Source organism: Sandarakinorhabdus sp. (assembly GCF_987265915.1).
The window spans coordinates 2,095,012-2,116,326 of the sequence record NZ_OZ503948.1 but is presented as its reverse complement, the minus strand read 5'-3'; the positions used below and the strand labels follow the sequence as shown (position 1 = coordinate 2,116,326).

The following is a 21,315-nucleotide window of genomic DNA, read 5'->3' as shown; positions in this document are numbered from 1 at the left end:
CTAATCGATCCGCGCCTTGAACACATGCCAGCTCGGATCGCGGCACAAGGTGCAATCGCCAGCGAACATGCGGGCGGCCTGGCGGTTGCCCTTCAGCTGCCAATCCAGCCAGGAGACGGCGATCTTGCCGAAAAAGCCGCCATCCTTCTGACCATAGGTGCCAAGGTGGGTCATGCCATCCTGCCAGGCCTGGAACACCGGCACGTTGGTGAGGGCGCGGGCGTTGGCATCGCCGGCGTAGAAGGCCACATCGGTCTTGGCGTCGCCGTGGATCAGGGCGATCGGCGTGTGGATGCTGGCCAGCACCTCGGCCGGGTTGGGCGGGTTGTTCGGGATCATGCCAATGCCGCTGTTCCAGATCATCACCGTCGTGATGCGCGGATCGCCGGCCACCTTGAACGACTGCACGCCGCCGCAGCTTTGGCCCATCACCGCCACCTTGGCTGTATCGATGCGGCCGAACAGCGGACTTCCGGGCCGGGCATTTTCAGCAATGGCCCAATCGATCGATTCGATCAGTTGTTCGGGCGTGGTGGTGCCCGGCGCACGCAGTTGGCTAGGGCTTGGGGGCGCATTGGGGTCACGCGGTGGCGGCGGAGAAGGGGGCGGGCTGCCGGGCGGGCGCACGGCGGGATTCTCCTGCGGCCCGACTTCCAGCGCCGGGTTTGCCATCACGCCATTGGCCAGCACCAGATAGCCGTGGCTGGCGATTTCGGTGAGGAAATAGCGGAAGCGGTTGCCGGCATTGATGCAGGCGCCATTGCCCCAGGCGATCACAGGCAGCTTGCCGGCCTTGGCCAGCGCCGCGGGATGATAGACGACATGGGCCGGCAGGGACGCCATGGTGGTCATCACCGCCTTGTGCGGCCCGGACCCAGCGGGGGTTTCCGGCGGCAATCGCGCCTGCCGGCCAAAGGGCAGCGGGCGGCCATCGATATCCTTGTCCGGGCCGATCACTGGCGCTGGTGGGGTTTGTGTAGCGGCCGGTGCGCCGGCCGCGAGCAGGCCAAGCAGGGCCGCGAGATGTAGAACGTTCATGAGAGCCTCCCCGTTTTCTTTGTATGTACCAGTTCGTACATTTGGATGCAATTCTCCAGATGTTGACGCCGCAGCACGGGCCCCCCAAAGGCGACGGCCGCAATGGAGGCCGGCAGCATGACAGGTTGGGACACATCGGCAGACGCCTGGATCGACGTGCAGGGCGAACACGGCGATTTCGGGCGCGTGCATGTACTTGATGCGCCGATGCTGGCGCTGGTGACGCAACTGGCCCCGGCGCGCGTGCTCGATGTCGGCTGCGGGGAAGGGCGCTTCTGCAGGATGCTGGCCGCACGCGGCATCGCCACCACCGGCATCGACCCGACCGCCGCGTTGATCGAACGGGCACGCCGGCTGGATGTGGACGGCGATTATCAGGTGGCCGCGGCCGAAACCATGGCGGTGGCGGATCGCGGGTTCGCCATGGCGGTCTGTTATCTGTCGCTGATCGACATGCCGGATATCGATGTGGCACTGGCACGCATCGTCGCGGCAATCCGGCCCGGCGGCAATCTTTTGATCGCCAATCTGACTGCGTTCAACACGGCCGCAGTGCATCTGGGTTGGGTGAAGCCAGCAATCGGCGAACCCACGTTTCCCATCGATCATTATCTGGAAGACCGTCCGCGCCGCACCAGCTGGCGGGGCATCGACATCATCAACCACCACCGGCCGCTGAAACGCTACATGCAGGCGCTGCTGGGGGCCGGCCTGGTGCTGACGCATTTCGACGAACCCCCGGCCACCGGCGGCCCGGCCGACAAGTGTGACCGCTACAACCGAGTGCCGAACTTCCACATCATGAACTGGCGCAAGCCGGATTAGTCCGCCTTCGGCACGCCCCGCCGCAGCGCACGCAGCGGTTGCCGCCTGGGCGCAACCCCGCTGCCGCGGATGCGGGTGCGCAGCTGGTCGCGCTTTTCGTGGATGGAGGCGATCACCGGCCCCATCGGCACGCCGAGATCAACCAGCACGGCTTCGGCCAGTTGCAGGCTGCTTTCAACGGTTTCGGGCACGGCATCAGTGACGCCCAGGGCATAAAGCTGCCCGGCATGATCGGCGTCGCGGGCGCGCACCACGATGCACAATTGGGGGTGTGACAGGCGGATGCGGCGGACCAGCAGATCGAGCATCTGCATGTCGTCGATGGTCAACACCACCGCCTTGGCCGTGTCCAGCTTCAACTTGTCGATCAGCTCCGGACGGCGGGCATCGCCATAGACCACGGATTTTCCGGCGCGTTTCAGGCGCTGCACCTCATCGGGGTCGCTGTCCACCGCCAGCCATGGCTGGCCGTGCATGTCGAGCATTTGCGCCACCAGCCGGCCCACACGGCCATAGCCGATGATGACGGTGCGCTGGCCTTCGCTGGTATCGGCGGGAATGGGTTCGCTGCGGCCGGTATTGGCCTGGCGTTCCAGCCGGGCGCCGGCCAGCCCCAGCAATGGCGCCAGCGCCAGGCTGAGCGAGGCGATGGCCAGCACCATCTGCGCATCCGGGCCGCCGATCAGCCGCGCCGATGCCGCGGCCCCCAGCACGATCAGCCCGGTTTCGGACGGGCTGGCCAGCAGCAGTGCAACATGGCCAGCCACGCCACCGCGCACCTTGCGTAGCCGCAGCAGGGCGAAAATCGCTGCACCCTTCAGCGTGATGATCATCGCCGCGCCGCCGAGCACCGGCCAGGGATCAGTGGCCAGCGCGCCGAGATCCAGGCCGCTGCCCACCCAGATCAGGAATACGCCGAGCAACAGGCCTTCGAATGGCTGCACCGCCGCCTCGATCTGGCGGCGGAAATCGCCGGTGGACAGCATCAGCCCGGCGATCAGCGCCCCCACCGCCGGCGACATGCCGGCTGCTGCCGCCGTGGCCGCCGATCCGATCAACACCACCAGCGCGGCGGCGAGGAACAGTTCGGATCGGCGGGTGCGCGCGGCCTGCAGGAACAGCGGCGGCACCACATAACGGGCAGCCACCGCCACGGCACCGAGCGCCAGCACGCCCTTCAGCAAACCGCCCCAGAAACTGCCGCCGGCCGATGCGCCGATCAACAACAGCATCGGGGCGATGGCGATGTCCTGAAACAGCAACACGCCCACCGCCATGCGCCCGGCCTGGCTGTTGATCCGGCCCGATGCCGACAGCAATTGCAGGCCGACCGCCGTAGACGACAGCGCCAGCGCCCCCGCCATCACCGCCACCGGCACCAGCGCCAGGCCCAGCGCCAGCAGCGCGCCGGCAATGAGCGCGGTGCAGATCAGCATCTGCATACTGCCCAGGCCCAGGATATTGTCGCGCATGGTGCGGATGCGATCCGGGCTGAGTTCCAGGCCAAGCGCGAACAGCAGCAGGGCAACACCGAGTTCGGCCGGTGCCGTCAGGGCCTCCGGGTTGGACAATTGCAGCCAGCCCAGCCCTGGCAACTGGCCGATGCCGAACGGCCCGGCGGCAATGCCGATCAGGATGAAGCCGATGACCGGCGAGATGCGCAGCGCGGCAAAGGCCGGGATCACCAGCCCGGCGGCACCCAGCACCAGCGCCATGTCCTTGAAGGCCGAAGATTCCAGCGGAAGCGCCATGACCCTACCATGACGGCTGATCGCCGGTGTGTCACGCCTTACGCCCGGCGCATGACCTCGCGCTCCAGCAGCACCAGCGGCATCGCGCCCAGCCGCAGGATTTCGTGGAACTGGCGAATATCGAACGTCGCGCCCTGTTTGGCTTTCACCGCATCGCGCAGCGCCACCCATTTGGTATGGCCGATCTTGTAGCTGAGCGCCTGGCCCGGTGCCGCGCAATAACGCACGATTTCGCGGGTGGTACGGCCCTTGGCGAAGCCGGTGGTGGCCACCATGTAATCGATCGCCTTGTCCTTGCTCCAGCGTTTGTGATGGATGCCGGTATCGACCACCAGCCGCGTGGCGCGGAACAACAGGCTTTGCAGATAACCGATGCGGCCCAACGGATTGCCGTCATAATAGCCGATCTCGTCGGCCAGCGTTTCGGCATAAAGCGCCCAGCCTTCGGTATAGGCGCTGTAACCGGCGCGGCGGCGGATCGGCGGCACGTCCGGGCTTTCCAGCGCCAGCATCACCTGGAAATGGTGGCCTGGCACGCCTTCGTGGAAGGTGACGGTGGGCAGGCCGAATTTCGGCCGGTCGAAACTGTCGGTCAGGTTGATGAAGAAGGTGCCGTTGCGACTGCCATCGGGGGTGCCGCTGTTGTAATAGGCGCCGGCGCCGCCTTCCTGGATGGCCACCGGCACCCGGTTCACGTCCAGCTTGGCGCGCGGCTGCGTGATGAACAATTTTTCCAGCCGCGGATACATGCTGGCGGCATGGCCGCGCAATTCGGTGAGCAGTTGCTCCTTGCCGGCATCGGTGTTGGGATAGACCTGATCGGGCCGCTCATTCAGCGCCACCAGCCGCTCACCCACCGTGCCTTGCGTCAGACCCTGGCCCTTGAGCAGGCCATCGAGTTGCGCCGAGATGTCGGCCACCTGCGCGAGGCCAAGCTGGTGCACCTCTTCGGCGCTGTAATTGGTGGTGGTGGAGGATTTGACCGCAGCGTCATAATAGGCCGCGCCATCGGGCAATTTCCACACGCCGGCATCCATGGTCGCGGAACGGCGCAGCGCAGTGATGGCGGCGATCTGGCGGTCGAGCGCCGGGAAGACCCGTTCTTCGACCAGCTTCGTGGCCTCGGCCGCCCAATCGCCGGGCACATTCGCCGCCCGCGCCTTGGCTGCCAGCGCCTTGACCAGCACGGTCTCAGCGGCCGGCGCCGCGCGCAGCCGGGTGATCTGCGGCAAGGCGAGATCGAACAGGAAGGCGGGCAGCACGACACCTTGTGCGGCTTCCTGGTTCATGCGCCCGGTTTCCTGATCGAGCGCGGTGGCAAAGGCGGCCACCCGCGCCAGCCAGGCCTGCGCGTCGCTGGCGCTGGTCACGCGGTGCTGGCTTTCCAGAAAGCCCGGCACCGACCGGTAGGCGCCGTCGCTGTGCGACAGCACATAAGGGCTGAAATTGCCGCCGGCGCTGCCGAAGGTGAAGCGGCGTTCGTTGGCGACGCGGCGCGCCAGATCATATTCCACCACATCGCGGTCCAGCTGGCGCGGCGGCGTCAGGCTGGCGCGGTCGATGGCCTGCAACCGCTGCAACTGGCTGGCGGCACGGGCCAGATCGGCATCGCGCCCGGCGCGGCTGTAATCGGACAGACGTGATTTCAGCCCGGCGTTGGCGCCGGTATCCAGCCCCAACGACGTGGCGCGTTCCGGGGAATCGGCGATGCCTTCGGCAAACATCGCTTCGAACAATTTCAGCAGGCGGTCATCGGCGCTGCCCGGTGCGGCGGCGGCCATTTGCGCCAGTGCCGGCGTGGCGGCGATCGCAGCGGTGCCGGCGAGGAGCTGGCGGCGGTTCATGGCTTGGCTGGGCATAGTGGCTCCTGGCTCGATGGGTAGGCTGCTCATGCCCGCCGCATCACTTCGCGTTCCAGCAGCACCAGCGGCATCGCGCCGGCGCGCAGGATTTCGTGGAACTTGCGCGCATCGAACGCCGCGCCCTGCTTGGCCCGCACCGCATCGCGCAGCTTGGCCCATTGCATATGGCCGATCTTGTAGCTGAGCGCCTGGCCGGGGTTGACGCAATAACGCTCGATCTCGCGCTGGCTGCGCCCCTTGGCATAGCCCAGCGTATCGACGAAATATTGCGTCGCCTTGTCCCGGCTCCAGCGCTTGTGGTGCAGGCCGGTATCGGCGACCAGTCGCGCCGCGCGGAACAGGAAGCTTTGCAGATAGCCGATGCGGCCGAGCGGATCCTGCGCATAGACGCCCAATTCGTCGGCGACCTGTTCGGCGTAGAGCGCCCAGCCTTCGGAATAGGCGCTGTAACCGCCGCGGCGGCGCAGCATCGGGATATCCGGGCTTTCCTGGGCGATGGCCACCTGCATGTGATGGCCCGGCACGGCTTCGTGATAGGTCAGTGTGGCCAGCGTGAAGCGCGGCCATTCGGCGGTGTCTTTCAGGTTGATGTAGAAGGCGCCCGGCCGGCTGCCATCCGGGGCCGGGCCCTGGTAATAGCCGTTGGCGGCGCCATCCTGGATGAAGGCCGGCACGCGGCGCACCTCCACCTGGGCCCTGGGCAGGGTGATGAACAGATTGGCCAGGCGCGGCATGGCGTCTTTCACCTGCTCGTTCAGCAGGCGGATCACATCGGCACGACCGGCATCGGTGTTGGGGAAGACTTGGTCGGGCCGCTCGCTCAAGGCCACCAGCCGCGCGCCGACGCTGCCCTGGGTCAGGCCCTGCGCCTTCAGCATGGTATCGAGCTGCGCCGTGATCTCCGCCACTTGCGCCAGACCAAGCTGGTGAACCTCTTCCGGCGTCAGATTGGTGGTGGTCGAGGATTTGACCCCGGCGTCATAGTAAGCCGCACCATCGGGCAGTTTCCACACGCCGGCGTCGGCGCTGGCCCGTGCTCGCAGGGCCTTCACCCCGGCGATGTAGCGATCATAGGCGGGATAGACCGTCTGTTCGACAATGCCAGTGGCGCGCGCCGCCCAATCGTCGCCCAGCCCGGCGGCCTTGGCCTTGCGGGCGATGCTGGTAACCAGCACCGTATCGGCGGCGCGGGTGGACCGGATCGCATCAAGCTGCGCCAGCGCCAGATCGAGCGCAAAATCCGGCGCGATGACACCCTTTGCGGCGTCGGCGTTGGCCCAGGCCAGATTGTCGTCCAGCGTTTTGCCATAGGCCGACAAGCGCGACAGATAGGCATCGGCATCGGCGGCATTGCTGATGCGGTGCTGCGTATCGAGGAAATCCGGAATGCGCGTGAACGGCCCGTGCTGCTGGCTGATCACATAGGGCTGGAAATTGCCGCGCGCCGAACCGAATTTGAACCGCGCGCTGCTGGCGACGGCACGGCTGAGATCATATTCCACCACATCATAATCGAGTCGGCGATTTTCCGACAGCGCGGCGCGGTTCACGCTGCGCAGCCGCTTGAGTTGATCGGCCGTGCGCGCCTGCCGCCGGGCCTGGCCGGCCTGTGACTGATCGGAAAGCTGGCCCTTCAACGCGGCTCGGGCGCCCTTGTCGAGGCCAAGCGAGGTCGCCTGTTCCGGGCTTTCATCGACGCCTTCGTTGAAGAACGCATCGAACAGCGCCAGCAACTTGCCATCTTCACCAGCCGCGGCAGGGCCGGCCATCTGGGCGAAGGCGGGCAGGGCAGCGGTGGCGGCAACGGCGGCGGTGCCGGCCAGCAGGTGGCGGCGGCTGAGGTTCATTGCATTCATGACAGTCTCCCTTGCGCGCCCTTCTGACGGGCGCGGCAAGGGAGTGCAAGGGGCAGGGCCTACAGCCCCTTGGCGATGGCGACATCCAGATTGGCGCGGATCGCCTCGAAGAATTTCTCCGTGGTCATCCACGCCTGATCCGGGCCGATCAGCAGGGCGAGATCCTTGGTCATCGCGCCTGATTCCACCGTCTCCACGCACACGCGCTCCAGGGTTTCGGCAAAGCGCGTCACCGCCGGTGTGCCATCCAGCTTGCCGCGATGCTTCAGCCCGCCGGTCCAGGCGAAGATGCTGGCGATCGGGTTGGTGCTGGTCGGCTTGCCTTCCTGGTGCATGCGATAATGGCGCGTCACGGTGCCGTGCGCGGCTTCGGCTTCCACGGTCTTGCCGTCGGGCGTCATCAGGATGCTGGTCATCAGGCCCAGGCTGCCATAGCCCTGCGCCACCATGTCGGACTGCACATCGCCGTCGTAATTCTTGCAGGCCCACACGAATTTGCCCGACCATTTCAAAGCGCTGGCCACCAGATCGTCGATCAGGCGATGTTCATAGACGATGCCGGCCTTGCGGAAGCGCGCCTTGAACTCCTCGTCATAGACTTCCTGGAACAGATCCTTGAAGCGGCCGTCATAGGCCTTGAGGATGGTGTTCTTGGTGGACAGATACACCGGCCAGCCGCGATCGAGGCCATAGTTCAAGCTGGCGCGGGCGAAATCGCGGATGCTGTCGTCAAGATTGTACATGCCCATGGCAACGCCAGCAGAGGGATATTCGAACACTTCATGTTCGATTACCTGGCTGCCGTCCTGGGCTTCCCAGCGCATGGTCAGCTTGCCGGGGCCGGGCACCTTGAAATCGGTGGCGCGATATTGATCGCCAAAGGCGTGGCGACCGATGACGATCGGATCGGTCCAGCCCGGCACCAGCCGCGGCACCGATTTGATGACGATGGGTTCGCGAAACACCACGCCGCCCAGGATGTTGCGGATGGTGCCGTTTGGCGATTTCCACATCCGCTTCAGCCCGAATTCCTTCACCCGATCTTCATCCGGGGTGATGGTGGCGCATTTCACGCCCACGCCATATTCACGGATGGCATTGGCCGATTCCACGGTCACCTTGTCGTTGGTGTCGTCGCGGTTTTCGATGCTGAGGTCATAATAGTGCAGATTGATGTCGAGATAGGGCAGGATCAGCTGATCGCGGATCCACTGCCAGATGATCCGGGTCATCTCGTCGCCGTCCAGCTCGATGACGGGGTTTTCGACCTTGATCTTGGGCATTGACTATATCCTGCGTGCGCTGCGACCGAATGCTGCAGTCTTAGGGTCGCGCGCCCGCGCCGGTCAATGGTTGCATGGCCCAGATTCCACCAGCTTTTCCGACAGGGCGGACAGATCGGCCAGCGGCTCCGCCAGCGTTTCAAGATGCGGCGGGCCGAAACCAGCCGCGCCGATGTGGCCGAGCAGCGCTGTCAACGGCTGCCAGTAATGCTTGCCGCCCATCAGCCAGATCGGTTTGTCGTGGATGCCGAGTTCGCGCCAGGTCAGGCTTTCGAACAGTTCATCAAGTGTGCCGATGCTGCCGGGCAGGGCGATAATCGCATCGGACATGCGGTGCATCAACGCCTTGCGCTCGTGCAGCGTTTCCACGACATGCAGTTCATCCAGGCCGTCCTGGGCGATTTCGGTGGTCATCAACAGCCGCGGGATGATGCCGATCACGCGGCCGCCAGCAGCCTTGCAGGCACGCGCCGCCACCCCCATCAGGCCGACGCGCCCGCCGCCATAGACCAATGTGATCCCGCGCGCGGCGCACAAGGCGCCCAGGCCGGCCGCCAGTTCGGCATGCACCGGATCATGGCCGGGGCGCGACCCGCAGAACAGCAGCAGCGATTGGATCATGGCCGCCATCTGGCGCATCGCCGCGTGGCGCGCAATCCACGATGAATTGCCAAGTGGCGTATGGCGGGGCTAAAGCAGCGCGATGACCGACAATGACAAGAAGCTGACCATCGAGGAACTCGAGGCCGAGTTGAACGCCTTGAAGGTGACTTCGGCCCCAGTGCCGGAATTGCCGTCTGAAGTTCCAGCCGTGTTGCCCGCGCCGCCTGTGCCGTCGGGCCCGCTGCCGTTGGTGCCCGGCGAATCGGCCAAATATCGCCTGCCCGACATGCATCCCGAAGGCCGCAAGTTCCTTGGGATCGCGCTGGTCGCCGTGCTGATCAGCGGCCTTTGGCTGGAATGGACCGCGCTCAGCTTCCTCCTGCTGGGTATCGCCATTTGGGTGGCGGCGTTTTTCCGCGATCCGGTGCGGGTGACGCCGATTGGCGAGGCGCTGATCGTGTCGCCGGCCGACGGCCTGATCAGCCTGATCACCAATGTGGAGGTGCCGCGCCAGTTGTTGGGCGAAGGCGGGCTGGCACCGGGCCAGATGACGCGCGTTTCGGTGTTCATGAATGTGTTCGATGTGCACATCAACCGCGCACCGATTGCCGGCCGTTTGACGCGCATCGTCTATGTGCCGGGCAAATTCCTGAATGCCGATCTCGACAAGGCCAGCGACGAGAATGAGCGGCAATATTTCGTGATGGAGGATGCGGGCGGCGCGCGCGTCGGTTTCACCCAGATTGCCGGGCTGGTGGCGCGGCGCATCATGAAATGGGTGGAAGTCGGCCAGATGCTGAAGGTGGGGGAACGCTTTGGCCTGATCCGCTTTGGCAGCCGCGTCGATGTGTTCCTGCCCGCGGGCTATGTGCCGGCCGTGGCGGTGGGCCAGCGTGCGATTGCCGGCGAAACCATCCTGGCCGTGAAGGGCCTGCCTGCCATGCAGGGTGCGCAGGCGCAGTGAGCACGCGCCGCGGCATCCCGCTGCGTGCTGTGGTGCCCAATGCCGTCACGGTGCTGGCCTTGTGCTTCGGCCTGACCGCCGTGCGCTTTGCGATCGGCGGGGAGTGGGAGAAGGCGGTGGGCGCCATCCTGCTGGCCGGCGTGCTCGATGGCATCGATGGCCGCATCGCCCGGCTGCTGAAGGGCGCCAGCCGCTTTGGCGCTGAGCTGGATTCCTTGTCAGACGTGACGGCCTTTGGCGTGGCACCGGCGCTGGTGCTGTATCTGTGGGCCTTGCAGTATTTGCCGGGCAACATGGGCTGGGTGATTGCACTGTCCCATGCCATTGCCTGCGCGCTGCGGCTGGCGCGCTTCAATGCGCAGATCGACGCCGTCGAAGGCCCGCACAAGAAACTCGGTTTCCTTACGGGCGTGCCGGCCCCGATGGCCGCGGGGCTGACGCTCAGCCCGATGTTCGTTCAATTCTGGCTGGCGCCGGACGCCATGGACGATATGACCGTGCGAGCGACTCTGGTGGCGGTGACCACATTGCTGGTCGCCTTCACCATGATCTCCAGCCTGCCAAGCTACAGCTGGGGATCGATCCGGCTGCGGCCGTCGTGGCGCCTGCCGGCGCTGGGTGCGGTCGGGCTGTTTGCCGGCGCGCTGTTCACCAACCCGTGGGCAACGCTCGCCGTGCTGACATCACTTTATGCCGGCGCGCTGCCGCTTGCGGTTCGGTCCTATCGCCGGCGCGCGGGTCGCGCCGTGGCCGTCGGCAGTGCAGATGGCATCCAACCTCCACCCTGAGCGCCACCGCCCAATGCGTCGCGCAAGGCATCGCGCGCATCACCCAGCATCAGCCCGATCAGCGCCCAGGTGGCGAGGCAGGCCAGCACCATCAGCAACATCGTCAACATCAATGGTCTCCTGGACGAATCAGCGCAGTATGTTCTGTGTCTGTTCCTTCTGATATGTTCCACAAATGTTCTTTCCGTCAAGCCCCTCTTTCGCGCGCGCAATCAGGGCGGTAAGAACCATACATCAGGCGCGCCGCCGGGCAGGCGAAGCGCGATCGCAGCTTTGGGGAGACGCATGATGCTGGGAACGATGCAGGATTGGCCGCTGCTGGTATGGAAATTGATCGACCACGCCGCGACCTATCATCCGACCCGCGAGATCGTGTCGCTGAGCTGTGAAGGCCCAAAGCATCGCACCAATTGGGCGCAAGTGCGCGGTCGCGCCCGGCAGGTTGCCGGTGCGCTGCGGCGGCTGGGCATGCAGCCGGGTGACCGTATCGCTACCCTGGCCTGGAACACCTGGCGCCATGTGGAAAGCTGGTACGGCATTTCCGGCATGGGCGGCGTGGCCCACACCATCAATCCGCGCCTGTTCGAAGAACAGATCATCTACATCGCCAACCATGCCGAAGATCGCGTGCTGTTTTTCGATCTCACCTTTGTGAAACTGGTTGAGAAACTGGCCCCAAGCCTCTCAACTATCGAACATTATGTCCTGCTCACCGATCGGGCACACATGCCGGAATCCAGCCTGAACCTGCTGTGCTACGAAGATCTGCTGGCCGGCGAGAGCGTTGACACGCCATGGACCGAACTACCCGAAACCGCGCCGGCCGGGCTGTGCTACACCAGCGGCACCACCGGCAATCCCAAGGGCGTGCAATACAGCCATCGTTCCAACGTGCTGCATGCGATGGCGGCCAGTTCCACCGACACATTTGGCATGGGCGCGCGCACCACCGTGTTGCCCATTGCCCCAATGTATCACGCCAATGCCTGGTCCATCCCCTATGTCGCGGCCTGCACCGGGGCCAAGCTGGTGATGGGCGGGCCTAATTTCGACCCGCCGACGCTGCATCGCCTTATTGTCGATGAAGAGGTCGATCTGGCGCTGGCCGTGCCCACCATCTGGCTGGGCATGATGCAATATCTGGAAATGAGCGGCGAAACCCTGGGCAAGCTGGACCGCACCGCCATCGGGGGATCGGCGGTGCCGCGTGCGATGATCGAGCGTTATGACCAGTTGGGTGTGAAGGTGCTGCAACTGTGGGGGATGACCGAAATGTCCCCACTCGGCACGGTGGGTGCCGGCATTCCGGAAACCGATGCAATGGCTTATGGCGATCAGCTCAATATCCGTATCAAGCAGGGCCGCGGCGTGTTCGGCGTGGAGATGAAGATTGTCGATGATGATGGCGAGGAAATGGCGCGTGACGGCAAGGCGTTCGGCCGGCTGCTGGTGCGTGGGCCGTGGATCGTCGGCAGCTATTTCAAGGGCGACGGGCAAAGCGCCTTCACGCCCGACGGTTGGTTCGATACCGGCGATGTCGCGACGCTCGATCCGTTGGGATTCATGCAGATCGTCGATCGCGCCAAGGATGTGATCAAGTCTGGCGGTGAATGGGTGTCGTCGATCGATCTGGAAAATGTCGCGGTCGGCGCGCCCGGCGTGGCGGAAGCCTGCGTGATCGGCGTCCACCATCCGAAATGGGATGAACGCCCGCTTCTGCTGGTGGTGCCCAAGGAGGGCGCGGAGGTGACCAAGGCCGGCGTGCTGGCCTATCTGGATGGCAAGATCGCTAAATGGTGGACGCCGGACGATGTGATCGTGGTGCCGAGCCTGCCGCACACCGCGACGGGCAAGCTGCTGAAGGTGGCGCTGCGCGAGCAGTACAAGGATTATGTGCTGCCGACGGTGTGAGCGGCAGCGATCGGATCGGTTCGTCCGCTATCACCATATCCGTCATCATCGCTGACCACCAATGCCAGCGGATCGTTGCCACTATCTTCGACCGCGTCGATCTGATCCGATGATGGCTCCATCATGTCATCATCGCTGTCCAGCATCGGGCCAGCCGGCATGCCGGGCATGGCGTCGTCGCCATCGTCCATCAGGGGCTCGCCGGCAAAGGCGCCCATGTCGATCCGGCCGGAGGTGAGCATTTGCTTCATAAGGTCAACGGTGTCGTGGACATTGCTGTCGTCATCGCTGATGCCGCCTTCGGGTTTGCGGCTGTCGAGGGAATTGTCGGCATCCTCCGGCGCCAACGCATCTTCGGCGACGTCCTGCGCCTGATCCGGTTCGCGTTGCTCTGAATTGTCTTCAATATATCGGTCGCGCGGCTTGGTCATGGGCACCTCCGCTTGTCCAACCCATGGCGGACGAAGCGGTTCCCGTCAGAACAGGGACATCTGGTCGGAGGGTGGCCGGAATTGCGCGGTATCGAGCGCGATGCGGTCGCGGCTGAGGCGGTGCGCGTCGCAGGCCTTGTGGAAGCGTTGCCGCATCAGGGCGGCATAGGGGCCCTGCGCCTGGAAGCGCGCAAAGAAGCGCGGATCATTGTCCCTGCCATGCTTTGGGCCGCCGCGCATGGTGGTGATGTGGTGCATCACGCGGGCTGCGCGTTCGGGGAAATGCGCGGCCAGCCAGTCGCGGAACAGCGGCGCGACTTCATGGGGCAGGCGCACCGGGATTGAATAGGCTCCGACCGCGCCGGCTTCGGCCCCGGCGGCGACGATGGCTTCGATCTCATGATCGTTGATCGCCGGGATCATGGGGGACAATGAGATGAACACCGGCACGCCCGCGGCGCTAAGCCTGGCGATGGCTGCGATACGGCGGGCAGGGGTGGCGGCGCGGGGTTCCATCACGCGGGCCAGCTGCGCGTCGAGCGTCGTCACGCTGATCATCACCGCGGCCAGACCGCGTGCGGCCATGCGGGCCAGGATATCGAGATCGCGGCACACACGGTCGGATTTGGTGGTGATGGTGACCGGGTGGTGGCAATCCTCAAGCACTTCAAGGATTTGACGGGTGATATTCCAATCCCGCTCGATGGGTTGATAGGGATCGGTGTTGGTGCCCAGCGCAATCGGCTGACAAACATAGGTCTGCTTGCCCAGTTCCGCCGTCAGCAGTGCCGGCGCATCGGGTTTGGCAAACAGCCGGCTTTCAAAATCCAGGCCCGGGGACAGATCGTGAAAGGCGTGCGTTGGCCGCGCAAAGCAATAGACGCAGCCATGTTCACAGCCGCGATAGGCGTTGATCGAGCGGTCGAACGGCACATCGGGGGATTGGTTGCGGGTGATGATCGTGCGCGCGCGTTCGATGGTGACCGTGGTGCGCAAGCGTGGCGCCTTGCCGTCAACAATGCCGGCCTCATCCCGCCAGTCCCCATCGGCGTGGCGTTCGGGCAAGGCAAAGCGGGTTGGCGTGCTGTTCCCGGTGGCGCCGCGCCCGCTGTATTCAGGGCCGGGCGGGCAGGGCATAATCGAGGCTGTAGTGATGCACCCCGCCGTTGATGGTGATGGTCATGCTGCCGCTGATCCCGGCAAGATCACCGCTGCCCGATCCCGGCACGATCCTGATATCCAGCTGCTGCTGGCCGCCCGCCATGGTGCCGCTGTGCTGCAAGGCAAAGCCGCCGCGCTGCCCGTCCAGGCTGGCTTCTACCATTTCCAGCGCGACATAGCCGGCCTCGCCCTTGCCGGGATCGCCAGCGCTCCACATTTGCCCGGTGCTGGTGCCGGCGAGCGCGCCGTCGAACCGCTTGTTCAACCCGAAGCGGCCGGTGCCGCCAATCTCGGCGGTCATTGGCGTAAGTGTCACCTGGAACTGGCCTGTCGCGGTCTGCATGCGGTTTCCATCCCCGGACATGGCTGGTGCCGAAATCAGAACCACAGCCAGAAACAGCATCCGCAACATGGCTCGCTCCACTCAACAAATGAAACGTAACAGGAACAAACTGCGGTTGCCAAGCAGAATCGTCAATCCGTGCAGTTCAGGCCGCCACGCCGCCCGGCCGGGCCTCCCGTGCCAGCACTTCCCGGCGCAGCGCACGGGCGTCGGCAATGGCATTATGGGGCAGGGCACTGGCGCTTGCCGTGTCGAAACCGGGCAGGTTGAGCAGCGTAAAGCGCACGTGCGGCACCAGGCAGCGGCCCTGATAGGCGAGCAGGCTGGCAGCGTGGGCGATATCCTCCGGCCAATCGGCGACCAATAGCGGATCGGGATCGCCGATCAGATAGTCGGTGAGTGCCGCCACCACATCGGCGCGGGCATGCGGCACTGCGCCGAGCACCGGCATGACATGATCGGCCACCCAGCGCCGCGGCCGGTGGCACGGCAGCACCGCATAGAAATCCGGTCGACTCTCCACTTCGGGCACCAACGCGATCGAGATCAATGGCCCGTCGAAGCCATTGAATTCGCAATCGACAAAATAGCGCACCGCTCAGCGTTCCTGCAGACGCGGAATGAGATCGGCGAAATTGCAGGGCCGGTGGCGACTGTCGAGCTGGCTGGCGAGAATGCCGTCCCACCCGTCCTTCACGGCGCCGGTTGAGCCGGGCAGGCAGAAGATATAGGTACCGCGCGCCACGCCGGCGCAGGCGCGCGACTGTATGGTGCTGGTGCCGATCGTCTGGAAACTGAGCCAGCGGAACAATTCGCCAAAGCCGGGGATGGGCTTTTCGATCACCTGGTCCAGCGCCTCGGGGGTGACATCGCGCCCGGTGACGCCAGTGCCGCCGGTGGTGATGATCACATCGATACCAGCATCGTCGATCCAGCTGGTCAGCTGCGCGACCAATATCGGCACTTCATCCTTGGCAATGCTGCGGGCGGCCAAATTGTGGCCGGCGCTGGTCAACCGGTCCACCAACGTGTCGCCGCTGCGATCGGTGGCGGCGTCGCGTGTATCGCTCACCGTGAGCACGGCGATGTTGAGGGGCACGAACACAAGCGACTCGTCTACGGACATGGACCGAGGTTAAACTGCGCGGGGCGGCGGTGTCATGGTGGACGAACAACCATGGCGGTTTTTACGGGAGGCAAGGGCAATGACGGCACGATTGATGGCGATGATCTGCGTGGCCAATCGGCTGCGGGCGCGGGCATTTTATGGCGATGTGCTGGGGCCGGTGCTGAGCCTGGGGCTGGCGCAGATCGATCATTTCGGTGATCAGTTTGCCTGTGGCGAAGGCTGGATCCGGCTGACGGCGCTGCCCGATGTGGCGCCCGGCCCGCATCCGGTGTTGGGCTTTCACGTGGATGATGCCGCGGCGTGCGCAGCGGCGCTGACGGCGCACGGGGTGACGATGATCATCTATCCGGGTATGGGGCAGGGCGCGGATGGGCTGTGGCTGGCCCCCGGTGGCCAGGCGCGCATTGGCTGGTTCAACGACAGCGAAGGCAATCTGCTGAGCATCACGCAAGTCGGCTGACAGGCTTGCACGCTGCATATGTTCCTGATACGTTCTGAAGATTGTTTTGGGGAGGCAGGGGATGACACAGGCAGGTGGATGCCATTGTGGCGCGGTGCGCTATGAGGTGACGGGCGCACCGATGCATGTCGCGCTGTGCCATTGTGCGGATTGCCGCAAGGCAGCGGGCGCGCCGATGGTGGCCTGGGCGATGTTTGCCGACGATGCCTTCCGGGTGACCAGCGGCACGGCCAAAACCCGCAATTCATCCGGCGCCGCAATGCGCAGTTTCTGCGGTGATTGCGGCACCGGGCTTTTCTATCGCAATGCTGACATGCTGCCGGGGATCGTCGATATCCAGGCCGCGACCTTCGATGATCCCGACGCCTTTCCGGCGGATTTGCATATCCAGACGGCCGAGCGGATCGTCTGGATGGCAAGCGCGCACGCGCTGCCAGCGTTCGAGCGGTTTCCGGACTGAGGTGCGCTATTTGCCGCCGGCGACGGCGCGGTCGTCGGCCGGCCAGGCTTCGGGGGCAAAGCTGCCGGGCAGCGGGCGCGGGCGGATGGCCAGGGCTTCGCGCTTGACGGCCGCGGGCCCGCCGATGCCGGGCAGGCGCGGCCACAGGCCCTGTGCGACCGCCTCCAGCGAAGCCGGTGCACCCATTTCGCGCAGTTCATACATCCACAGGTTGCGCATCACCACGCGCACATATTGCCGGGTTTCGCGATAGGGGATGGATTCGATGAACAGCAACGGATCGCCCTGATCATCCAGGGTGCTGTTCCATTTCAGCACCGCACCGGGCCCGGCATTATAGGCGGCAATCACCTTGGGCAGCAGGCCGCTGGTCAAACCCATGTTGCCCAGCATTTCGAGATAAGTCTGGCCCAGTTCGAAATTATAGGCGGGATCGGTGATGTCACCCACCACGCCAAGCCTTGCTCGTTCGGCGTCGGGCATGTCACGGCTGATGCGGCGGTGCACGAGATCGCGGGTGTCGGGCATCAATTGCATGAGGCCACGCGCACCAACCCGGCTGCCGGCGGTGGTGATGAACGCCGATTCCTGCAGGGCATGGGCAAAGATCAGCGCCCGCGGCAGCCGCCAGCCGCGGAACGGCACCCAATCCGGCGCCGGATAGCGCGCCGACAGCGGAGCCTCCAGCCCGACAGGGGAGCGGATGGCCAGGCTGTATTGCGTCGCCGGAAGATCGAGCCGCGCCGCCAGCCGCAAGATCGCCGGATAGGTATCGGCGGGCATCGTCGCGGCCAGATGGCGCAGTTCGCGGTCTGCCAGGCCCAATTGACCGATTTCCACCAGCGCGGCGGCGCGGCGGGCGCCGGGCACATCCTTCAGATAATTCCAGTCGGCGGTGATGAAATCCGGCTCGGCCCAATCCAGGCCCTGATCGATGCCAAGCGTGCGCCGCGCCAAGATACCATAGAATGTGTTGCGCGATGCGGCCGCCCGCTGCAGCCGATCGCGCTGCGCCGCCGGATCGCCGCTGCGCTGCCAACTGCGCGCTGCCCAGAACGAGGCGGCGGCACGGGCATCTTCGGGACCAGAATTCACCAGATCGAACGCGGCGGCGGCATCGCGCCAGCGGCCCAGCCGGAACGCCGCCAATCCGGCCGCCCAGGCGCCATCGGCGGCACCTTGGCCCAATCCGGCGGCAGCATCCAGGCCGATGCGCCACGCCGCCAGATCATCGCCCATGCGATAATGGTTCCAGGCGATGCGCGCCGCCCATTCGCTGCGCGCCCACGGCGACAATTGCCCCGACTGCGCCAGCCACAGCCGTTCGGCTTCATCATTGCGATCGGCGGCGAGCAGCGGCTTCAGCTGATCGGCGAGATCGGCATCGCCCACGCCGCGCTCGACCGTATAGCCTGGCACGCTGACAGGGCGGAAGGCGCGCGCCTCGGGCAGTAGCGGCAGGGGCGCGGCATCGGCGCCGGCCATGGCTTCGGCCAGCTTGGCGATCTTGGCGGCCAGCGGCTGATCAGCATTGGCAGCCAGCCATGTGGCGAGATCGGCGCGCGTCAGCCGACCGGCCCCGCGCGCCGCGATCAAGGCCGCGCGGGCGCTCTCGCTCAGCAGGCCGGGCGGCTCGGCGGCGATTGCGGCTTCGGCCTTGCTGTAACGGCCGGCATCAAGATCGAGGAGGATTTTGCGCCAGGCGATGCGCTCGGCTTCACTCAATTGCGGCGGCACCATGCGTTGGCGGGCGGTGATGCCGGGTCGCTGGCCGTTCACCACCATCATCGGTGTCGCGGCAGGCGGCAGAGGTTGCAACTGCGCCGCTGGTTGCAGGTCGGGCGGCACGGTGATGGCCAGCGCCGGTGCGGCCAGCAGCCAGACGAACAGCGGCAGCAACGGGCGCATCAGGCGATGGCCGCCTTGAACAGTTTCAGATGCGCAAAGGCCTGCGCCTTCAATTCCTTGCTGTTCGCCATGGTGCGCGGATGGATGGAGGGCAGCAGGCGCGCGCCGGCCCAATCAAACCAGCTGCCGCGGCTGCTGGCCAGGCGGGCCGTGCTGCCGGCCATTTCGGCGGCGACCTGGCCCAGCGCCAGAACATGCGCGGGCGGCGCCAGCACGGCCAGACGGTCCAGCACCGGGGTGAAGCGCGCGAGCAGATCGGGTGTCGGCTCGCTGTCCCCCGGAGTCGGAAAGGCGAGGCGGCTGACCAGGGCTGCGCGTGACCAATCCAGATCAATGGCAGCGATCATGCGATCGATGGTGTCGCGGTGGGTTGCGTCCAGATCGGGCCGATCGATCAGCACCCAGACACGAGAATCCAGATTGCCTTGATAGAGCAGCGGCGGATGCTGCCGCGCCGCCGGGAAGCGGCCGAGCAGCGCCAGCAGTGCCGGCACATCATCGCAGGCCAGCGCCGGGTGCGGCGCCGCCGGATCGCGGGGCGCGGGCTTTGCCGGGGCGCGGGGCGGCGCTTCAGCGACCGTGGGGGCCGCGATTGCCACGGCGGGCGCAGCAACCGTCTCCAGCCAGCGCCGCGGCGACGTGTCCAACGGCACATCGCAACCGGCCGCGATCAGGAACGCCAGCGCCTCGCGGGCGGCGTCTGTATCCAGGGGGGCGACATTTGGCAGCACAATCACCCACAAGCCGCAGGCCGGCGTGTCTGGTCAAGCCCTGTCTGGCCCGCTATCTGTCGGATCATGTCAAGTCTGCGACAGCCGGAGCGCCGCCAAAGCCTTCCGATGTCGGCACAGTTGGGGAACGTCACGTGAGCGAACGGGAATCCATGCCCTATGATCTGGTGATCGTGGGAGGCGGACCAGCCGGTCTGTCAGCCGCGATCCGCGCCAAGCAGGAAGCGCAGCGCCTGGGGCTGGAGCTTTCGGTGTGCGTGCTGGAAAAGGGTAGCGAGATCGGCGCGCATATCCTGTCGGGCGCCGTGGTCGATCCGCGCGCGCTCGATGAACTGCTGCCCGAATGGCGGACGATGGATTCGCCGATGACCGTGCCGGTGACGGAAAATCACCACTGGATCCTCAGCGAAACCGGCAAGACCGAATTTCCGCACGCGCTGCTGCCGCCGTTCATGCACAATGTCGGCTGCTACACCGTGTCCCTGGGCAATCTCACACGCTGGCTGGCTGGCCAGGCCGAAGCGGTGGGCGTGGAAATTTTCCCCGGCTTTGCCGCCGCCGAAGTGCTGTACAACGACGACGGCAGCGTGAAGGGCGTCGCCACCGGCGATATGGGTATCGCCAAGGATGGCAGCCGCAAGGACAGCTGGACCCCGGGCCTGGAAATCCACGCCAAATACACCTTCTTTGCCGAAGGCGCGCGCGGGCATTTGTCGAAGCAGGTGATCAAGCGCTTCGACCTGCGCAAGGACAGCCAGCCGCAGATTTACGGCATTGGCCTGAAGGAATTGTGGGACATTCCGGCCGACAAGCATGTGCCGGGCCGCGTGATCCACAGCCAGGGCTGGCCGCTGAGCGATGCCAATGGCGGCGGCTTCCTCTATCACCAGGCCAATGGCCAGGTCGCGCTCGGCTTCTCGGTCTGGCTGAATTACGACAATCCGCACCTGTCGCCGTTCGAGGAATTCCAGCGCTGGAAGACGCATCCGGCAATCCGCGAGATATTGGAAGGCGGCCGCCGCGTGTCTTATGGCGCGCGGGCGATCAACGATGGCGGCTGGCAGGCAGTGCCGAAACTGGCCTTCCCCGGCGGCGCGCTGATCGGTTGTGCGGCCGGCTTCCTCAACGTGCCGCGCATAAAGGGCAGCCATACCGCCATGAAGACCGGCATGATGGCCGCGGAAGCGGCGGTGGCGGCGATTGCGGCACAACGCGGCAGCGACGAACTGACCGCCTATGAGGCCGCCTACAAAAAGAGCTGGGTGTCCGAAGAGCTGAAGATGGTGCGCAACGTGCTGCCGGCGGTCGAGAAATTCGGCACCACGGTGGGCACGGTGCTGGGCGGCGTGATGATGTGGATGGAATATCTGGGCTATGAACTGCCGTTCACCTTCAAACTGACGCCCGACAACACCCACATGCGCAAGAAGGGTGAGGCGAAGAAGATCGTCTATCCCAAGCCCGATGGTGTCATCAGCTTTGACCGGCTGACCAGCGTGTTCCTTTCGAACACCAACCACGAAGAAGACCAGCCCTGCCACCTGACGCTGAAAGACGCATCGGTGCCGGTGGAGGTCAATTATGCGCTCTATGACGAACCGGCGCAGCGTTATTGCCCGGCCGGCGTCTATGAGATCGTCGGCGTGGAAGAGAATGCGCCGCGTTTGCAGATCAATGCGCAGAATTGCGTGCATTGCAAGACGTGCGATATCAAGGACATGACGCAGAACATACAGTGGGTGGTTCCGGAAGGCGGCGGGGGGCCGAATTATCCGAATATGTGAGCGCAGCGCGGCCAGTGCCCATCGCGC

20 protein-coding genes are annotated in these 21,315 nt (G+C 65.3%); 7 read left to right on the top strand and 13 right to left on the bottom strand.

The window, feature by feature from the left end:
* Positions 1 to 1,038, bottom strand: coding sequence for an alpha/beta hydrolase (locus AC6UUM_RS10315; RefSeq protein WP_500802191.1), 1,038 nt, complete (start codon positions 1,036 to 1,038; stop codon positions 1 to 3).
* 117 nt (positions 1,039 to 1,155) lie between these two features.
* Here AC6UUM_RS10315 and AC6UUM_RS10310 point away from each other — a divergent pair, with 117 nt between their 5' ends.
* Entirely contained in the window at positions 1,156 to 1,863 is a 708-nt protein-coding gene (locus AC6UUM_RS10310; protein WP_500802190.1) for a class I SAM-dependent methyltransferase, read from the top strand.
* Here the strand turns inward: AC6UUM_RS10310 and AC6UUM_RS10305 are convergent.
* The 5 genes from AC6UUM_RS10305 to AC6UUM_RS10285 form a co-directional block, all read right to left on the bottom strand.
* A complete protein-coding gene (locus AC6UUM_RS10305) occupies positions 1,860 to 3,614 on the bottom strand; it encodes a cation:proton antiporter domain-containing protein (RefSeq protein ID WP_500802189.1) in 1,755 nt (584 codons plus the stop codon). The two genes, AC6UUM_RS10310 and AC6UUM_RS10305, sit on opposite strands and share 4 nt — an antisense overlap.
* Before the next feature lie 38 nt (positions 3,615 to 3,652).
* Positions 3,653 to 5,458 carry a DUF885 domain-containing protein gene (locus AC6UUM_RS10300; protein WP_500802188.1) on the bottom strand — a complete coding sequence of 602 codons (1,806 nt, stop codon included), beginning with the start codon at positions 5,456 to 5,458 and terminating at the stop codon, positions 3,653 to 3,655.
* A 44-nt stretch (positions 5,459 to 5,502) separates the two neighbouring features.
* Positions 5,503 to 7,332: a DUF885 domain-containing protein gene (locus AC6UUM_RS10295; protein ID WP_500802187.1), complete on the bottom strand. Its 1,830-nt coding sequence runs from the start codon at positions 7,330 to 7,332 to the stop codon at positions 5,503 to 5,505.
* 59 nt (positions 7,333 to 7,391) lie between these two features.
* The gene (locus tag AC6UUM_RS10290; protein ID WP_500802186.1) at positions 7,392 to 8,615 is read right to left on the bottom strand and encodes an NADP-dependent isocitrate dehydrogenase; all 1,224 of its coding nucleotides are present in this window, start codon (positions 8,613 to 8,615) and stop codon (positions 7,392 to 7,394) included.
* 63 nt (positions 8,616 to 8,678) lie between these two features.
* Entirely contained in the window at positions 8,679 to 9,236 is a 558-nt protein-coding gene (locus tag AC6UUM_RS10285; RefSeq protein ID WP_500802185.1) for an LOG family protein, read from the bottom strand.
* A gap of 82 nt (positions 9,237 to 9,318) precedes the next feature.
* Between AC6UUM_RS10285 and AC6UUM_RS10280 the strand changes: the two genes are divergently transcribed.
* From AC6UUM_RS10280 to AC6UUM_RS10270, 3 genes are all read left to right on the top strand, one after another.
* Positions 9,319 to 10,182 carry a phosphatidylserine decarboxylase gene (locus AC6UUM_RS10280; RefSeq protein ID WP_500802184.1) on the top strand — a complete coding sequence of 288 codons (864 nt, stop codon included), beginning with the start codon at positions 9,319 to 9,321 and terminating at the stop codon, positions 10,180 to 10,182.
* The gene (locus tag AC6UUM_RS10275; protein ID WP_500802183.1) at positions 10,179 to 10,970 is read left to right on the top strand and encodes a CDP-alcohol phosphatidyltransferase family protein; all 792 of its coding nucleotides are present in this window, start codon (positions 10,179 to 10,181) and stop codon (positions 10,968 to 10,970) included. The genes AC6UUM_RS10280 and AC6UUM_RS10275 overlap by 4 nt, the downstream gene beginning before the upstream one ends.
* Before the next feature lie 288 nt (positions 10,971 to 11,258).
* Positions 11,259 to 12,881 carry a long-chain-fatty-acid--CoA ligase gene (locus AC6UUM_RS10270; protein ID WP_500804952.1) on the top strand — a complete coding sequence of 541 codons (1,623 nt, stop codon included), beginning with the start codon at positions 11,259 to 11,261 and terminating at the stop codon, positions 12,879 to 12,881.
* Here the strand turns inward: AC6UUM_RS10270 and AC6UUM_RS10265 are convergent.
* The 5 genes from AC6UUM_RS10265 to moaB form a co-directional block, all read right to left on the bottom strand.
* Complete coding sequence (locus tag AC6UUM_RS10265) at positions 12,860 to 13,312, bottom strand: hypothetical protein (protein ID WP_500802182.1); 453 nt, start codon at positions 13,310 to 13,312, stop codon at positions 12,860 to 12,862. The two genes, AC6UUM_RS10270 and AC6UUM_RS10265, sit on opposite strands and share 22 nt — an antisense overlap.
* A gap of 45 nt (positions 13,313 to 13,357) precedes the next feature.
* On the bottom strand, positions 13,358 to 14,449 hold the full coding sequence (locus AC6UUM_RS10260; protein WP_500802181.1) for a PA0069 family radical SAM protein: 1,092 nt from the start codon (positions 14,447 to 14,449) through the stop codon (positions 13,358 to 13,360).
* The gene (locus tag AC6UUM_RS10255) at positions 14,427 to 14,816 is read right to left on the bottom strand and encodes a DUF3224 domain-containing protein (protein WP_500802180.1); all 390 of its coding nucleotides are present in this window, start codon (positions 14,814 to 14,816) and stop codon (positions 14,427 to 14,429) included. Before AC6UUM_RS10255 ends, AC6UUM_RS10260 begins: the two co-directional genes overlap by 23 nt.
* Before the next feature lie 145 nt (positions 14,817 to 14,961).
* Entirely contained in the window at positions 14,962 to 15,411 is a 450-nt protein-coding gene (locus AC6UUM_RS10250; protein ID WP_500802179.1) for a hypothetical protein, read from the bottom strand.
* A 3-nt stretch (positions 15,412 to 15,414) separates the two neighbouring features.
* Positions 15,415 to 15,942 carry a molybdenum cofactor biosynthesis protein B gene (moaB, locus tag AC6UUM_RS10245; RefSeq protein ID WP_500802178.1) on the bottom strand — a complete coding sequence of 176 codons (528 nt, stop codon included), beginning with the start codon at positions 15,940 to 15,942 and terminating at the stop codon, positions 15,415 to 15,417.
* A gap of 79 nt (positions 15,943 to 16,021) precedes the next feature.
* On the opposite strand from moaB, the gene AC6UUM_RS10240 reads away from it, so the two are divergent.
* Both AC6UUM_RS10240 and AC6UUM_RS10235 read left to right on the top strand, forming a co-directional pair.
* Positions 16,022 to 16,405: a VOC family protein gene (locus tag AC6UUM_RS10240; RefSeq protein WP_500802177.1), complete on the top strand. Its 384-nt coding sequence runs from the start codon at positions 16,022 to 16,024 to the stop codon at positions 16,403 to 16,405.
* Positions 16,406 to 16,466: 61 nt separating this feature from the next.
* Positions 16,467 to 16,865: a GFA family protein gene (locus AC6UUM_RS10235; protein WP_500802176.1), complete on the top strand. Its 399-nt coding sequence runs from the start codon at positions 16,467 to 16,469 to the stop codon at positions 16,863 to 16,865.
* A gap of 6 nt (positions 16,866 to 16,871) precedes the next feature.
* Here the strand turns inward: AC6UUM_RS10235 and AC6UUM_RS10230 are convergent, their stop codons facing one another.
* Together AC6UUM_RS10230 and AC6UUM_RS10225 are read right to left on the bottom strand one after the other, a co-directional pair.
* A complete protein-coding gene (locus tag AC6UUM_RS10230; protein ID WP_500802175.1) occupies positions 16,872 to 18,773 on the bottom strand; it encodes a lytic transglycosylase domain-containing protein in 1,902 nt (633 codons plus the stop codon).
* Entirely contained in the window at positions 18,773 to 19,510 is a 738-nt protein-coding gene (locus tag AC6UUM_RS10225; RefSeq protein ID WP_500802174.1) for a uracil-DNA glycosylase family protein, read from the bottom strand. Before AC6UUM_RS10225 ends, AC6UUM_RS10230 begins: the two co-directional genes overlap by 1 nt.
* A 128-nt stretch (positions 19,511 to 19,638) precedes the next feature.
* On the opposite strand from AC6UUM_RS10225, the gene AC6UUM_RS10220 reads away from it, so the two are divergent.
* On the top strand, positions 19,639 to 21,288 hold the full coding sequence (locus AC6UUM_RS10220; RefSeq protein ID WP_500802173.1) for an electron transfer flavoprotein-ubiquinone oxidoreductase: 1,650 nt from the start codon (positions 19,639 to 19,641) through the stop codon (positions 21,286 to 21,288).
* The last annotated feature ends 27 nt before the right edge of the window (positions 21,289 to 21,315 follow it).

Coding starts and splice junctions, on each gene's coding strand:
- AC6UUM_RS10290 (WP_500802186.1), bottom strand. CDS start 8,615: ATGCCCAAGATCAAGGTCGAAAACCCCGTCATCGAGCTGGACGGCGAC.
- AC6UUM_RS10230 (WP_500802175.1), bottom strand. CDS start 18,773: ATGCGCCCGTTGCTGCCGCTGTTCGTCTGGCTGCTGGCCGCACCGGCG.
- AC6UUM_RS10280 (WP_500802184.1), top strand. CDS start 9,319: ATGACCGACAATGACAAGAAGCTGACCATCGAGGAACTCGAGGCCGAG.
- AC6UUM_RS10240 (WP_500802177.1), top strand. CDS start 16,022: ATGACGGCACGATTGATGGCGATGATCTGCGTGGCCAATCGGCTGCGG.
- AC6UUM_RS10315 (WP_500802191.1), bottom strand. CDS start 1,038: ATGAACGTTCTACATCTCGCGGCCCTGCTTGGCCTGCTCGCGGCCGGC.
- moaB (WP_500802178.1), bottom strand. CDS start 15,942: ATGTCCGTAGACGAGTCGCTTGTGTTCGTGCCCCTCAACATCGCCGTG.
- AC6UUM_RS10305 (WP_500802189.1), bottom strand. CDS start 3,614: ATGGCGCTTCCGCTGGAATCTTCGGCCTTCAAGGACATGGCGCTGGTG.
- AC6UUM_RS10295 (WP_500802187.1), bottom strand. CDS start 7,332: ATGAATGCAATGAACCTCAGCCGCCGCCACCTGCTGGCCGGCACCGCC.
- AC6UUM_RS10255 (WP_500802180.1), bottom strand. CDS start 14,816: ATGCAGACCGCGACAGGCCAGTTCCAGGTGACACTTACGCCAATGACC.
- AC6UUM_RS10300 (WP_500802188.1), bottom strand. CDS start 5,458: ATGAACCGCCGCCAGCTCCTCGCCGGCACCGCTGCGATCGCCGCCACG.
- AC6UUM_RS10235 (WP_500802176.1), top strand. CDS start 16,467: ATGACACAGGCAGGTGGATGCCATTGTGGCGCGGTGCGCTATGAGGTG.
- AC6UUM_RS10265 (WP_500802182.1), bottom strand. CDS start 13,312: ATGACCAAGCCGCGCGACCGATATATTGAAGACAATTCAGAGCAACGC.
- AC6UUM_RS10260 (WP_500802181.1), bottom strand. CDS start 14,449: ATGCCCTGCCCGCCCGGCCCTGAATACAGCGGGCGCGGCGCCACCGGG.
- AC6UUM_RS10270 (WP_500804952.1), top strand. CDS start 11,259: ATGCTGGGAACGATGCAGGATTGGCCGCTGCTGGTATGGAAATTGATC.
- AC6UUM_RS10310 (WP_500802190.1), top strand. CDS start 1,156: ATGACAGGTTGGGACACATCGGCAGACGCCTGGATCGACGTGCAGGGC.
- AC6UUM_RS10285 (WP_500802185.1), bottom strand. CDS start 9,236: ATGATCCAATCGCTGCTGCTGTTCTGCGGGTCGCGCCCCGGCCATGAT.